Source organism: Kitasatospora sp. MAA4, assembly GCF_029893355.1.
Classification (GTDB): Bacteria; Actinomycetota; Actinomycetes; order Streptomycetales; family Streptomycetaceae; genus Kitasatospora.
The window spans coordinates 64,796-79,119 of record NZ_JARZAI010000029.1; the positions used below are offsets into that span (position 1 = coordinate 64,796).

Consider the following 14,324-nt stretch of genomic DNA (forward strand, 5'->3'; position numbering starts at 1 on the left):
ATGACGCGCTACAGGGTGCGCCTTACGACGACGCTGTTGACCGACTTGTCGTGGAGGCATTGCCGGTAGGGCGCATCCCAGCAGCACCACAGCACGTTGAGTAGCGACAGGAACGGGACGACGCTCATCGCGAGTCCGGCCGCCCAGCGTCCGAAGGCCCGGCCACCGGAAAGGTTCTGTCCGTCATCGAGGCGGGCGACGCGCAGCCCGAGCAGACGCTTGCCAAGGGTGGCACCGTACTTCCAGGTCAGCACCGGCTCGGAGAGCAAGACCGCGACCATGCCGATCACACAGAGCACTGCGATGACGATCTGGTAGACGGTGTTCTGCGGTCCCACGTACTGAAGCAGCCCGGAGACCCCCATCACGACGATCAGAGCCACCAGGACGATGACCGCATCCACGAGACGAGCGCCAAGACGGGCACCACGGCTTGCCAGCGCTTGCTCGGGCGGCCCGCTCATCGGCGGCGGGCTGTACTGGAGGGACGGCTGCGCCGGGGCGTAGCCGTACGGACTTGCTGGTGGAGGGTATTGGCTCACATGCGTGATCCAATCGGATGCATCGCAGGTGAGGCAAACCAGCGGGGTGCAGATCGTCTGAGGGGTGGCCACAGGTCTGTGACCAGCAGGTCCGTCACTGGTTCCTGATCGAGGAGGGGTCGCGTCGTGTCACTTCGATGCGGGACCTTCGAGCTGCGGTGACGAGTCGCGCCGACCAGCACGGACGGCGCGTGCACGCCAGCGTGAGCTGCGCTCGCGGGCTGACCGGGCAGAGCCTCAGGCTGTCGGAAGGAGAAGCCGGCGGGTGTCAGTGGATGTGCGGGCCGCTCGGCTGGAGTTCCTCGTCGCGCGTCGACTCCCGTTGTCGCCAGGCGCCGGGTGGTTCGCCGTGGTGGCGGCGGAACGCGGCTGCGAAGGCGTAGGGCGAGCTGTAGCCGACGCTGCGGGCGATACCCGCCATGCCGAGTTCGCCCGTGCGCAGGTGGTCTCTCGCCAGCGTCATGCGCCAGTCGGTCAGGTACTGCATGGGGGTCTGGCCCAGCACGTCATGGAAGGTACGGGCGAAAGCGGCTCGGGACAGGCCGCTGATCGCGGCGAGTTCGGGGACGGACCATGGCCGGCCGGCGTCCTCGTGCATCGCCTGGAGCGCGGCACTCAGACGGGGGTCGACGGAGGCCCGGTACCAGCGGGGCGCGTTGGGGCTGCGGCGGAAGTCGGTGCGGATGGCGAGCACCAGGAGGACGTCGAGGAGCCGGTCGAGCACGGTGGCCTGGCCCGGTTCGGGGTTGGCCAGCTCGTGGGAGAGCAGGGTGATCACGTCCCTCAGCGGATCGCCGACGGCCGCTTGCAGGGTCAGCACCTGCGGAAGTGCCTCCAGCAGTCCGTTGCCGATGTCGCCGGAGAACCGGTAGGCGCCGCAGAGGAACACCGTCGCCCCGGGCGTGTCAGACTCCCCGTCGTGGGCGTGCCGGGCCCGGAACTCCGCCGGTTCGAGGCAGTCGGTGCCGGGCACGTGGCCGATGTAGTGGTCCGTGCCGCCGCGTACGAGGGTTACCGCAGCCTCTACCTCGTCACGCCCGTCATGTGCCCACGCCTGGACCGCGACGGCGGGTGCGTGACCATGTCCATCGGGAACCCTGAGGACTTCGCGGCGCTGGACCCGTTCTTCCGGATCATCCAGGAAGGCCTCGCGGGCCTGGTCGACGGTGACCACTTCTTCGACCTCCTGGCCGAGGGCGTCGTCGTCGAATACGTGATCACCGTCCCCGGCTACCCAAGCCGAGTCCAGGGCCGCCAAGCGGTCGCCGATCTGTACCGCGACTACGGCGACGCGATCGTCCTGGCCACCGCCGACCAGCTGGCCGTCCACCGGGACCCCGACACGTCCGTGGTCGTCCTCGAGTACGCCGTGCACGGGCATGCCGTCCACACCGGGCTCCCGTACGACAACCACTTCGTCTCAGTGATCACCATCAAGGACCGCCAGGTAACGCACTGGCGCGACTACCTCGACCCCCTCGCAGTCTTCCGCGCCCTGGGCTGGCCGGCCGACCGGTTTGCTTAGCACTCGTCTGCTGGCGTTGCCGTCGACTGCTGCCCAGAGGCCCCGCCGGAACACGATTCCGGCGGGGGGCGTTTTTCTACATCCAGGCTCAGTCTGCGGGAACATCTGAGCTCCGATCAAAAGGAAGCTCGATAACGTCCCATCCAGCCTTCCGGGCCAGATGAACCCACACCTCAAATGCCCTGTCGGCATCCATGAAGCGGTACGCCACCCCACCAACCCGAGCAAAGATCTGAACGGGATCTACGCGCTCACCTTCCACTATTGCTCTCCCTTCGAAGATGACATGACGCCCGGCCGCTACGACAGGAGCCCTACCGAGGATATCCTCGGTAGGGCTCCTGCTCGACTCGCTAGCGGTGTTTTATGGTCGCCTATTTTGCGCGAGCTCTTCCGCTTCTTTCAGGTTATGGTCGATCATCGCCCGAAAGAATGTTGAGAATGTACTGAATCGTTCCACTTCAAGGCCGGCAATCCAAATTACTGGGGCTGGTCCACCTGTTCCCTTGAGTGGCATTGCAAGGATATCGATATCAGTTCTTGATGCGCCGATCGGGAAGAGATCGACCCCGGAGGTCTCATCGCCTGCAAGAGCCTCGGGTTCGAGCAAATTCAAAAGCTCTCGGGCTTCAGAAAAACCTCCCGATCTGAAATCCTCCGTGCCGAATAGGTCAATATCCTGCAGAATTGCAGGCCAGCCATTTGCGCAAAGGAGGAAATCTGCATATTCCGAGTCAAGTTCGCAGTCGATCAAACTCTGTGCGGCCGCTATGATACTTGGCGAAGCAGGCGGCTGAGGTGCCTCATGCCGCCACAGGCGATCGACGTCGCTGATCGCAAGATCACGCTTAGCCGCCTCCATGTCCGCTAGGAGCGGAGACCAGTCAGTCATCTTCACCCTCTGTTGTCTACCAGCACGAACTTAGTCGGTTTACATCCGATAGCACAGCGTTGGCCTTGTCCTGAAAGGCTACTGTTGACCCTCTTTGCCATGTCGATCCAGGTCGGCGGCTTTCCCTGTCCCAGCCACATCGCATCGGGCGCATGTCCTGCCACTCCGACATATGGAGTTCCCGCAGCCGCTGCCCGCCTGCGTTCGGCGGCTGCCTCACGTGCGGCCTCCCGCCGAATATCACCTGCGGTCGATACTCGGCCAGAAGCCGAGAGGTGCCCGTCGGCAATCGCCTGGTTCGTCGCGTCAACGTAGTCCGAGAACTGCTGAACTTCCTCATCCGTGGCCCAACTCGGCACTCGAACCTCTGCCTCGCCGTTCGCGTTGCAATTGTGGACGAGTACCGGTATGTCCCCGGCCTCCACATAGTACGTGTGGAGGCCGCCGATGGTCAGGTCGTAGGTGGTGGTGTTCGCGTGGTAGCGGCGGACGGTGGTGACGGTGGCTGTGCTGGTGGGGGTTTGGAGGGTGTCGCCGGGGTTGAGGTACTGGGCCTCGACGAAGGCGTGCTGGGTCTCGTCGTAGAAGGGGTGGTGGTAGGTGGTGGTGAGGGTCGAGCCGTTGGTCTGGACGTCGTCGGCCGGGGCGGGTGCCTGGGCCGGGGTCGCAGGGGCGGTGGTCGACGTGGCGGCCGTGGGTTCGGCGGCCGAGGCGGGCTGGGCAGGGGCGGCCCAGAGGGTGAGGGCGGCGACGCCGGCGGCGAGGCCGAGGAGGGCCTTGCCGGCCTTGGCGGTGGTGTTGGTGGAGTTGGTCTTGGTGGGGGTGATGGTCAGGTTGACGAAGTCGTGGTCGGTGGTGGTGACGATGACGTTGGTGACGGTGTGGGTCTCGGTGCCGTCCTTGCCGGGCACGGAGTTGGCGATCTGGTCGCCGGTCTTGATCTGGTCGATGGGCTTGGTGGTCTGGTCAGCCATCAGGACGGGGGTGGAGCCGGTGAAGCTGTGCGGCCCGCCCGCGCAGGGCGACTTGAGCGCCCCGCCGAGGGCCCCTCCGATCGCGCCGCCGATCGCGCCGCCGATGGCACCGGATGCGGCGCCGTCGGCCCCGGCGCCGAGAGCGCCGGACACGGAGCAGTTGCTGCCGCACGAGAGGCCGTAGTTGGCGGCACCGGTTATCGCGCCGGTGGCAGCGCCGGTTACGGCACCGGTGGCGGCGCCGTCGAGGGCGCCGTTGAGGGCGTTGACGGCGAAGCTCGGCAGGATCTCGCTCGTCAGGGTGGGAAGGAGCTTTCCGCCGAGGGCGCCACCGAGGAACCCGCTGGCGGCGCCGACGACTCCGCCGATGACGGTCGCGCCGACGAACGAGCCGGCGGAGCAGGCTCCTGCCTCGCCCTTCTGGCATTTCTGGCCCTGGTCGAGGGCTCCGCCGACCGCACCGGCGAGAGCGCCGCAGGCCACAGCGCCGGCGACGGCCCCGACGCCCATCGTGGTGCCGCCGAGAACGGCCTCGCATCCCATGAAGACGGTCGTGGTGACGAGGAACGTGGTGATCGCGGCCGCGTGGGCCTTGACGAACGAGGCAGTGGCCGAGGCAGTCTTGACGAGGGCGCCACCGAGGGCCTTGGCCCCCGAGACGGCTCCCTTGACCACCACGCTGGCTACGTGTTTCGCCTTGGCCACACCGGCGTTGTAGGCGGTTTTGAGGCCGCTGTAGCCTGATTTGGCTGCCTTCACGACCTTGGGCGCGGCCCAGTTGTAGAACCGCCGTGTTTGCTGGTAGGCCGCCCTGCCCACGTCCACGATGAAGTTCACGCCAGTGGTGACGAGGTGCACCCCCTCGCTGGCGATCTGCCCGGCGATCTTTCCGGCGTAGTGGTAGACCTGCACGGTCTTCTGCGATGCCCAGTTGAACGCGCTGGAGACACCGGAGGCGATCGCGCCGCCGACCTTCTCGGCGCCGCAGACGGCGTCGTACCAGGCGCAGTGACCGGTGGGGTCGGTGCCGGCGAGGGGGTTGTCGTTGACGTAGGCGAACGGGTTGGCGGAGACGGAGGTCGGCGCCGGGTTGAGGCTGACGGTGTCCTTGTTGAGGAACTGGCCGTTGGCCGGGTTGTACCAGCGCGACCCCATGTTGACCTTGCTGTTGACCGAGTCGGTCCAGCCGGACTGGTAGCCGAGCTGGCCGATCATGCTGCTGGTCGAGGTGACGGTGCCCAGCGGGTCGTAGGTCTGCGAGCCGGTCAGCGTGGTGGAGCCGGCGGCGAACTGGCCGACGACGTCCTGGTGCTGGTCGGTCATCGCCAGGCGGCCGGTGGAGGCGGCGCCGCCGGGGGTGTTGGTGCCGATCAGGCCGCCTGTGGAGTCCCAGGTGTAGGTGTTGGAGCCGTCCGAGGCGACCTGGTTGGACGCGCCGGTGTACTGGAAGGTCCGGGTTCCGGCCGCCGTGGTGGCGGCGGTGATGACGCGGCCGGAGGCGTCCAGGTTGTAGGTCTGCTGGCCGGCCAGGATCTGCTGGCCGTAGGCGTCGGAGGCGTAGACGGCGGGGGTGGCGCCGGTCCGGTCCTCGGTCATGGTGCCGCGGGCGGAGTAGCGGTAGGTCTGCGTGCCGTCGGAGGTCAGTTCGTCGCGTTCGTCGTAGGTGTAGACGTTGGAGCCGACCTGGATGCGGTTGCCGGAGGCGTCGTAGGAGTAGGCGGTGTTGGTGGTCCCGTTGTTCCAGGAGGACAGCCGGTTGGCGAAGTCGTAGGTGTAGGTGTTGGCCGAGGCGCCGGTGACGCCGGTGGTGGTCTTGGAGGTGAGGTTGCTGTTGCGGTCGTAGCCGTAGGCGATCGAGGCGAGTGTGGAGCTGCCCGAGGTCAGGGTGTCGGAGGTGACCCGGTGCAGGAGGTCGTAGGTGAAGGCCCGACTCTGGCCGCTGGCACCGTAGTTGACGGTGGTGGGCTCGGAGGCCGAGTTGTAGGAGTAGGTCAGGGTGTTGCCGGTGGCCGGGTCGGCGAGGGTGGAGAGTCGGCCGGCGTTGTCGTAGGTGTAGGAGGTGGTGCCGGCCGCGTCGGTGCGGTTGGCGAGCAGTCCGTCCTTGGTGTAGCCGAACGAGCTGGTTCCGGCCGAGCCGCTCGCGGAGAGCAGGTCACCGCGGTCGTCGTAGCCGAACGACTCGCTGGTGGCGGGCTGGTAGCCGGCCTGTCCGGTGGTGCCGGCCGCCTGGGTCTGCGCGGTCAGCAGCTGGCCGAGCGGGTCGTAGGTGAAGGTGCGGGTGGCGGTTGCCGCTTCGGCTCCGCTGCCCGACTGCGAGAGGAGGTTGCCTGCCAGGTCGTAGGACATCGAGTTGACGACGCCGCCGGGCTGGGTGACCTGGGTGAGCCGGCCCAGGTTGTCGTAGGAGTAGCCGGTGGTGGAGTCCGAGGCCGCCGAGTAGGTCGAGGTGGTCGGGGCGATGGTGCTTTCCGGCTTGCCCCAGGAGTTGTAGGTGTACTTCCAGGAGTTGCCGCGGCCGTCGGTGAAGCGGGTCCGCTGACCGGTCGCGTCGTAGCCGAAGGAGGTGGTGATGGAGGAGGTGGCCGAGACCGGCTGGACCTCGTTGGTCACCATGCCGGTGGCGTCGTAGGTGAAGGTGGAGGTGTTGCCCATCGCGTCGGTGCTGGAGAGGAGGTTGCCGACCCCGTCGTAGGCCTGTGTCCGTTGCGCGAGGACGAAACCCCAGTTGTTGGTGCGCTGCGTGCTGGTCTGCGGCAGGCCCTGGGCGTTGTAACTGACGGTGGAGAGGGTGCCGTCGGGCGCGGTGGTCCTGTTCCGGTTGCCACTGAAGTCGTAGCCGTATGTGGTGGCGTTGCCGACCGGGTCGGTGGTGGAGGTCAACTCGCCCACGTTGTCGTAACCGTAGGAGGTGGTGCGCCCGTCCGGGGAGGTCTGTGCGGCGAGGAACGCGCCGCCGGGGTTGCCGGTGCCCGCCGCGTAGGAGGAGGTGCTGGTCAGGGTCTGCGCGGTGGGGTAGCGCTCCAGGGTCGTGGCGGTGAGCTGGCGGCCCATGTAGTCGTAGGTGGCCTGGCGGACGGCGCCGGAGGCGTCGGTGACCGAGAGCTTGTCGCCGTTGGCGTCGTAGCCGTAGTGGCTCTTGGTGCCGTCCGGTGCGGTCTCCTGCGCCAACTCGCCGCGCTGGTCGAAGACGTAGCCGGCGGACTTGCCGTCGGGCCGGGTCTGGGTGATCACGTTGCCCAGCGCGTCGTACGTCTGCGTGGTGGTCGGGGTGATCGGGGTGCTGGAGCCCGGCGGGGTGTACGACGGGTCGGTGGTGGAGGTCTCCTCGCCGTTGGCGTCGTAGGTGTGGGTGGTCTCGTTGCCGTTCGGGTCGAGCTGCTCGACCTCTTCGCCGAAGCTGTTGAAGCCGCTGGTGGTGGTGGGGTGGGCCTGCGCCGGGGCGCTGGTGGCGGTCTCCACCGAGACGCTCGGGGCGGAGCTGATGACGCGGTTGCCGGCCTCGTCGTAGACGTAGCTGGTGGTGTTGCCGTCGGCGTCGGTGGCCGAGGTGGCCAGGCCGCGCTGGTCGTAGGTGTAGCTGGTGGTCTGCTGGTTGGAGGAGCCAACCGTGCCGCCGCCCCGCCCGGAGGTGTAGAGCGCCGCGGCCTCGGTACCGCTCAGCGCACGCTGGTAGAGCTGGACGTTGGAGATCGCGCCGTTCTGCGAGGTGCCCCACAGGCGGTTGCCGCCGACGAGCATCGCGTTGCCGATGGTGAGCGGACCGGTGGCGTTCCAGGCCGAGGTGTTGCTGGTGCTCGCGGCGAGTGTGCCGTTGACGTAGAGCGTCATGGTGCCGGCGATGCTGTCGTACGTGCCGACCAGGTGGGTCCACGTTCCCGCGGTGGCCGGGCTGGTGGCGGCGGCCTCCGGGTAGGTGATGCCGGAGGTGGCGTCGGCGCTGGGCGCCACGAAGGCCCAGGTGCCCAGGGCCTTGGAGTACTGCAGCAGGAACGCGGCGGTGTTGGTGCCGCCCTGGGCCACGATGGTGTGGTCCGAGGCGGTGTCCGCGAGGTTGGCCCAGGCGGAGACGGTGTAGGAGGAGGCCGTGTTCACCACCGGTCCGTTGGTGGAGATCCAGCTGCTGCCGTTGAGGTTGGCGGCGCCGCCGGACCAGGTCACCGGGCCGGTCGCCGAGCCGGTGTTGCCGGTGCCGGTGGCGTCGCTGACGGTCGTGCCCGAGTTCTGGTTGAGCTGCCACCAGCCGTTGGGGTGGCCCGAGGCGTCCCCGTAGAGGGTCTGGGTCAGGGCGCGGCCGGCTGTGTCGTAGCTGGCGGAGGTGGTGCGGTCGTTCCCGGTGGAGTCGTGCTCGTTGGTGGTGGCGACCAGGTCGTCGGGGGTGTAGGAGACGCTGGTGACCCGGTCGACGCCGCTCGGGTCGAGGGTGGTGTTGGTGGTGCGCGAGGCGGCGTCCACCTGGTACTGCGTCACGGTGGCGCCGTTGGCGCTGGTGCGCTGGGTGAGGTTGCCGGCCGCGTCGTACTGGTTGGACTGCAGGACGAAGCTGTTCGCGCCGGCGGCGTCGGTCTTGGTGATGGTGGCGGTCAGGCCGTCGTCGGTGTAGGTGTACGCGGTGGTGTTGCCCATGGCGTCGGTGATCGAGGCCAGGCGCCCGGCCGGGTCGTAGGCCCGGGAGGACTCCACCAGGGTGGTCGGCGCCGAGGGGCTGGTCGGGTCACCGGTGTAGTTGGACATGCTCTGGGTGAGCAGCTGCCCGTTGGGGTCGTAGGTGTAGGTGGTGGCGGTCCCGGCCGGGTCGGTCTCCTGGACCAGGTTGCCCTCGTTGTCGTAACTCATCTGGGTGGTGGCGCCGTTGGCGGCTCCGGCGTTGCCGTTGGCGTCGGTGTTGCTGGCCACCTGGTCGTACTGGTTGTAGGTGCTGCTGCGGGTGCGCGGTGCATCGCCGCCGGTGGAGTCGGTGACCGTCTGCGAGGTGGTGTCGCCGTCGGCGTCGTAGACCGTGCCGGTCACCGAGGTGTGGACGGCGCCGGTCACCCGGTCGGTGAGGGGCGGGTTGCTCTCCGAGACGACCCGGCCCGCGCTGTCGTAGCCGTACCTGGTGGTCAGGCCGGCCGGGTAGGCGTCCGAGACCACGGTCTGCGCGGTCGCGCGGCCCAGTGCGTCGTAGGTGTAGGTGGTCTTCAGCCCGGAGGCCATGGTGGTCGAGGCGACGTCGCCGTTGTGCAGGTAGGCGATCGAACTGACCGCGCCGCCCGGGGAGGTGACCGTGACGGGCAGCCCGGCGGGGACGTTGCCGGTGTCGGCGGCCGGGTAGGTCGCGCTGCCGTCGCTGTAGGTGGTGGTGGCGGTGCGACCGCTGGGGAAGCCGGCCACGGGAGGACTGGTGACGGTGGTCCGGTTGCCGCGCGTGTCGTAGCCGTAGCTGGTCAGGTAGGTGGTGTCGGTGGCCGAGGACGACCGGCCGTCGCGGGTCGTCAGCAGCACGTCGTTGCGCGGGTCGGCGGTGGTCAGCGTCGCGGTGGTGGCGTCGGGGAAGTACGTGAAGTACCTGGTGGCGCAGATCCCGGTGGCCTGGTTCTGGCAGGCCGTGGTGGAGACGGTGTTGCCGCGCACGTCGTGCCCGGTGGTGGTGACGTCCCCGTCGGGGTCGGTGGTGGTGTGCAGGAACCCGCCGGTGTCGTAGCCGTACGAGGTCTTGTTGCCGCCTCCGTCGACCTCGGCGATCTGCCGGTAGCCGGCGTTGGGATCGTACTGGTGGACGACGGTCTTGCCGCTGGGCTGGGTGACCGTCACGGTCTCCAGCGGCTGGAGGCCGGTGGAGTTGCGGGCGGCCTGGAAGTGCGCGGCGGCGTCGGTTGCGGAGAGCTGGCTGCGGTAGAAGGCGACATCGGCGATCGAGCCGGGGAAGTAGCCCTGCGCGTTGGTCGGCGCGTACGGCCAGTTGGCCGCCTCGCCGGCGCCGATGTACATGTACTGGGAGTTGCTGGCGCTGAACGTGCCGGCCGAGGTGCCGGCCGAGGTGCCGTCCAGGTACATCGCCTCGGAGCTCTGCGAGGCGGAGAGCACCACGTGGTGCCACTGGCCGTCAGCGACCGGGGCGGCGCTGGTCACGTAGCCGAAGCCCCAGAAGCGGCCGCGCAGGAATCCGTCGCTGCCCACGTACAGGGCCGGGACGTAGCTGTTGGAGGCCGGACTGCCGCCGGTCAGGGACGCACCCGCGTAGTCGAAGAGCACGCCGCCGGCGGTACTACCGGCCGGCATGTTGAACCACAGCTCGACGGAGTTGGGCCCGGTGCCGATACTGTCCGTGCTGGGCAGCTGGACGGCGGAGGAGCTTCCGTTGAACCTGGCGGCGGTGGCGTCCGCGAACGGACCGGTCGAGCCGAGCGTGACCCCGTTGTACGCGCCGGTGCCGTACTTGACCTCGTCGTACGCCTTGGTGGCGCCCGCGGTGTCGCCCAGTCGCCAGTAGCCGGCCGGGGCCGAGCCGAGCACGGCCGAGCGGTAGACCTGGCTGGAGCCGGACACCGAGGGCTTGCCCACCGCCCAGACTCCGCCGTTCTCGTCGGTGACCTGGGTGACCTGGGCGGTGTTGGTGTCGTAGGTGGCTGCGGAGAACTGCTTGCCGGAGGGCCGTGTCATGGAGGTCAGCAGGCCGGCCGTGTGGGTGCCCGCCGAGTAGAGCGAGGCGACCTGGTCCGCCGTCAGCGCCTTGCCGAACGTGGCGGCGTCGGCGATCGTCCCGTTGAAGTACGTCGCGTAGCCCGTGTTGCCGTTCTTGCCGGCGTTGGGCTCGTCGGGCCAGCCTCCGCCGAGGAACCCGGCGCCGATGTAGGTGTGTCCCTGGAGCGCGGTGGAGAGGCCGCCGCCTCGGGAGATCACGCCGGAGGCCGAGCCGACCTGTGCTCCGTCGAGGTAGAGCTTCTGTGTCGAGCCGGCGCCGGCCAGGACCACCTGGTGCCACTTGCCGTCGTTCACCGCGGCCGAGCTGACCATGGGGGTGACGCCGCTCGCGTACCAGTACTCGGCATTGAGCTTGCCGTCGCTGCCGACGTACATCGACGGGGTGTACTCGCCCGAGGTGGTGCCGGCGTTGAGGCCGGAGAGCGAGTAGGTGAAGAGGGGCTGGGCAGTGGCGCTGCTGGTCCTGAACCACATCGACACGCTCAGCGCGGTGGCGTTGGCCGCCAGGTTCTTGGGCAGTTCCACGGAGGAGGAGGTGCCGTTGAAGCCGCCGCCGGTGGCGGTGCTGCCGGCCAGCGGGCCGGGCTGGCCGAGGGTGACGGAGCTGTAGGTCGCGTTGTCCGAGCCCTCGTTGGCGAGCATTGCGCTGTTGGCGACGGTGCCGGAGGACTCGCCGAGCGTCCAGAGCGAGGCCGCCCCGGCGTCCAGGGTCTGGGTCTGGAACTGCGAGCCGGTGGCGTAGCCGTACTGGCTGCAGCCGGTGGTGTCACCGGGCGAGCAGACCTTGGTCAACTGGTCGTTCGAGTAGGTGTAGTTCCAGGTCAGTGCGGTGCTCCAGTCGGAGCCCTGCACCGGGTCGGTGAAGACCGAGGCCACATGGGGGTTGGCGGCACCCGCCGGCGTGGACCAGGTGAGGTGCAGGCTCCGGCCGGACACGGCGGAGGCGACACCGGTGACCTGGCCGGACGTCCAGTAGAAGTAGATCGCGCGGGTGTTGGCGTCGGCGACCGAGCTGATGCCGTAGGTGCCGGTGCCCAGGGCCTGCGTGAAGGTGTAGACCGTGTCGTTCTTGTCGGTCAGCGTGTAGCCGCCGGTGACCGCGCGCAGTGAGGCGAACCGGCCCAGGGGCGGCGAGAAGCTGCCGTCGGCGTTCTTGCCGAAGCCGACCTGGGAGCCGTCCGGGTAGGTGACCACGACCCCGGTCAGCGCACCGTTGGCGTCGTAGCGCTCGGTTGCCCTGGTGTCGAAGATGGTGGACCAGCCGGCACCGAAAGCACCGGTGGTGCGGTAGTCGCGCGAGTTGTAGTCGCGCACCACCTGGAGGGCCGGTCCGGCGCCGGCGATCTCGGCGTCGGTCACCGACTTGGTCAGGTTGCCGATGCCGGGGTCGAAGCCGTGGGCGTCGGCGTTCTGCGAGAGCGAGGAGGTGATCGCGGGTTGCGGAACCTGGATGGCTATCGCGGACTTGGGCGAGGGCGGGGACCAGAGCGCGCCGTCGAAGGCCTTCACGGACCAGGAGTAGTTCTGGCCCCACTTCAGCGACCCCGCGCTCACGTTCCAGTCGCCGCCGGCGATCTGTCCCGAGTCGACGACCACGGCGCCGGTGGAGTCGTAGACCGTGAAGTCGTACTTGAGGCCCGCGCTGCCGCCGTCGTCATCGGCGGCCGCCTGGAGCTCGGGGGTCAGGGTGTCGGCGACGAAGCCGTTGCCGGGGTACTCGCTGGCCAGCTGCGGGGGGATGTTGCCGGTGTAGGTGTAGGTGATGGAGGGCTCGTAGCCGGGGTCGGCCGCGGAGCCGAACTGCTTCCAGTGCAGGTTGTCGGTCTCGTTCGCGCCGATCGCCAGGCCGTAGTCCGGGGTGGTGCCGTTGGCCCAGCCCTGGATCGCCGAGGCGGTCAGCGGCACGCTGACCCAGTCGCCCACCGTCCGGTCGGCGGCGGTGTTCTTGCAGGCGGTGGGGACGTTGGGGCTGGCCGCGCCGATGACGTTGCCGAAGGCCGGGCCCGGGAACGTGGTGACGTACGGCGGCAGCCACGCCTGCGTCACCTGGGCGACGTCGATCTCCTCGGGCGTGCAGATCGAGGCCCAGGAGTCGAAGAGGTTGAGCGAGGCGGAGCTGACCGTGACGTGCGAGGCGTCGAAGGTGTGGTACCAGTCCTGGAGGAAGGAGAGCGCCGAGTGCGGGCCCGCGTCCCACGAGCCGATCTTGATCGACAGCTCCATGGAGTGGTCGACCTGCGGGACGTCCGAGCCGCTCTCGGCGTACGTGGTCGCCGGGCCGTCGGTGATCGTCGGGTCGACGGTCACCGGGAAGACCCGGGCAGCGTCGTGCAGCCAGGCCGCGTCCAGGGTCACCTTCAGCGTGGGCTTGCCGGCGTCGGTGACCAGCTCGTACGCCACCGCATGGGTGGTGGCCGAGTCGCCCGAGCGCGGATCGACCTTGGAGTCGTACGCGTAGGCGGCCGGGATGGTCTCCCGTACGGTGCCCGCGGAGTCCTTCAGGTCCACCCCGCCCGCGCCGTTCATGCTCGGCGTCAGGCCCTTGAGGTCGAGCGGGAAGAGCCAGGAGTTGCCGGCCTGCGCCGAGTGCAGGACCACCGACTCCTTGAGCCCGGAGGCGATCGGCGCGACCTTGAGGTCGGTCTGCGGAAGCGCGCCCTGGTACGTCACCGTGGAGCCGGCCACCGAACCGGCCACCGGGGCGGCGCCCTTGAGGCCGTACGCCAGGCCGTGCGCGGAGTCGACGCCCACCGACGCCAGCGCGCTGTCCGCCGCGGTGGGAGCGAAGTCGACGCTGAGGGAGTTGGCGGCCTCGTGCCAGCGGCCGTCCGTTCCCTTGGCCACCTTGGTGTCCACCGGCTGCCAGGCGCCTGAATCGTCCTGGTAGTTCAGCCTGCCCTGGGAGACCTTGCGGGTGACCGAGCCGTCCGGGTTGTCGAAGTAGTCGGAGTTCGCACTGGACCGGGCCGCGTTGAACTTGCTGGCCTTGGCGTCGAACTGGCCACCGGTACCGCTGGGACCGGTCTTGAAGTCACGCGCGAACGGCTTGGCGGCGTCCAGCTCGCCCTTGCCCTTGCCCACCGAGCCCCCCGCGCCGCCACCGGCCCGGGTCCGGCTCGCCGGGACGGTGTGGCCGCGACCGGCGGCCGAACCCGACACCTGGTGGGGGATGTTCTTCCACGACGGAGCGTCACCGGTCGCCCAGTTCAGGAAGTCCCGGAACGGTGCCAACGACAGCGCCGGCAGCGTCGCACCCTCTGCCATCGCCTGTTCCGTCGTCAGGACAAGCGCCATCGCGGTGACCGCCAGGAGCGCGACCGCTCTCAGCAGGCGGCGGCGCAGCTCCCGCCTTCGGCGTGGAGAGCGGGCAGGACGAACAGGCATGGGTATCCCCAGATCAAGATCAGCAAGTAGAACCACCGGATCACACTGGATCTACATACAAACTGACAAGATGAGAGGAGAAGTCTTTGCCTGATCGGTTGAAATCGTTACTTATTTATCTCTGACATGCAGTCATATGCTCGTCTTGGGGACGGAATGGTCCACTTGGTTAGCTTTAGTGTTATTCCTCATGATTTTCATCACAGATGAAGAATATCTGACATTCCGTCAGTATTCACGGAATTGACGCGGCGAGCAGTGGCCCTGGGCGCCTTCATGCTGCGGAGATCCGCAGTTCACACCCGGTGGCTAGCGTCGGGACCCGT

At 68.4% G+C, this 14,324-nt stretch carries 5 protein-coding genes; 1 reads left to right on the top strand and 4 read right to left on the bottom strand.

Annotated elements, in window-relative coordinates:
• Positions 1-8: 8 nt before the first annotated feature.
• Together P3T37_RS30360 and P3T37_RS30365 are read right to left on the bottom strand one after the other, a co-directional pair.
• Positions 9-464 (bottom strand): RDD family protein, encoded by a 456-nt coding sequence (locus P3T37_RS30360; protein ID WP_280727104.1) that lies wholly within the window; start codon positions 462-464, stop codon positions 9-11.
• A 346-nt stretch (positions 465-810) separates the two neighbouring features.
• Complete coding sequence (locus P3T37_RS30365) at positions 811-1,515, bottom strand: AraC family transcriptional regulator (RefSeq protein WP_348533296.1); 705 nt, start codon at positions 1,513-1,515, stop codon at positions 811-813.
• Here P3T37_RS30365 and P3T37_RS30370 point away from each other — a divergent pair, their 5' ends adjacent.
• Entirely contained in the window at positions 1,516-2,067 is a 552-nt protein-coding gene (locus P3T37_RS30370) for a nuclear transport factor 2 family protein (protein ID WP_348533297.1), read from the top strand.
• Positions 2,068-2,431: 364 nt separating this feature from the next.
• Here P3T37_RS30370 and P3T37_RS30375 read toward each other — a convergent pair whose 3' ends face one another.
• A complete protein-coding gene (locus tag P3T37_RS30375; RefSeq protein WP_348533298.1) occupies positions 2,432-2,959 on the bottom strand; it encodes an SMI1/KNR4 family protein in 528 nt (175 codons plus the stop codon).
• 2 nt (positions 2,960-2,961) lie between these two features.
• Positions 2,962-13,998: a LamG-like jellyroll fold domain-containing protein gene (locus P3T37_RS30380; protein WP_280727108.1), complete on the bottom strand. Its 11,037-nt coding sequence runs from the start codon at positions 13,996-13,998 to the stop codon at positions 2,962-2,964.
• Positions 13,999-14,324: the final 326 nt, after the last annotated feature.

Coding starts and splice junctions, on each gene's coding strand:
- P3T37_RS30360 (WP_280727104.1), bottom strand. CDS start 464: ATGAGCGGGCCGCCCGAGCAAGCGCTGGCAAGCCGTGGTGCCCGTCTT.
- P3T37_RS30375 (WP_348533298.1), bottom strand. CDS start 2,959: ATGACTGACTGGTCTCCGCTCCTAGCGGACATGGAGGCGGCTAAGCGT.
- P3T37_RS30380 (WP_280727108.1), bottom strand. CDS start 13,998: ATGCCTGTTCGTCCTGCCCGCTCTCCACGCCGAAGGCGGGAGCTGCGC.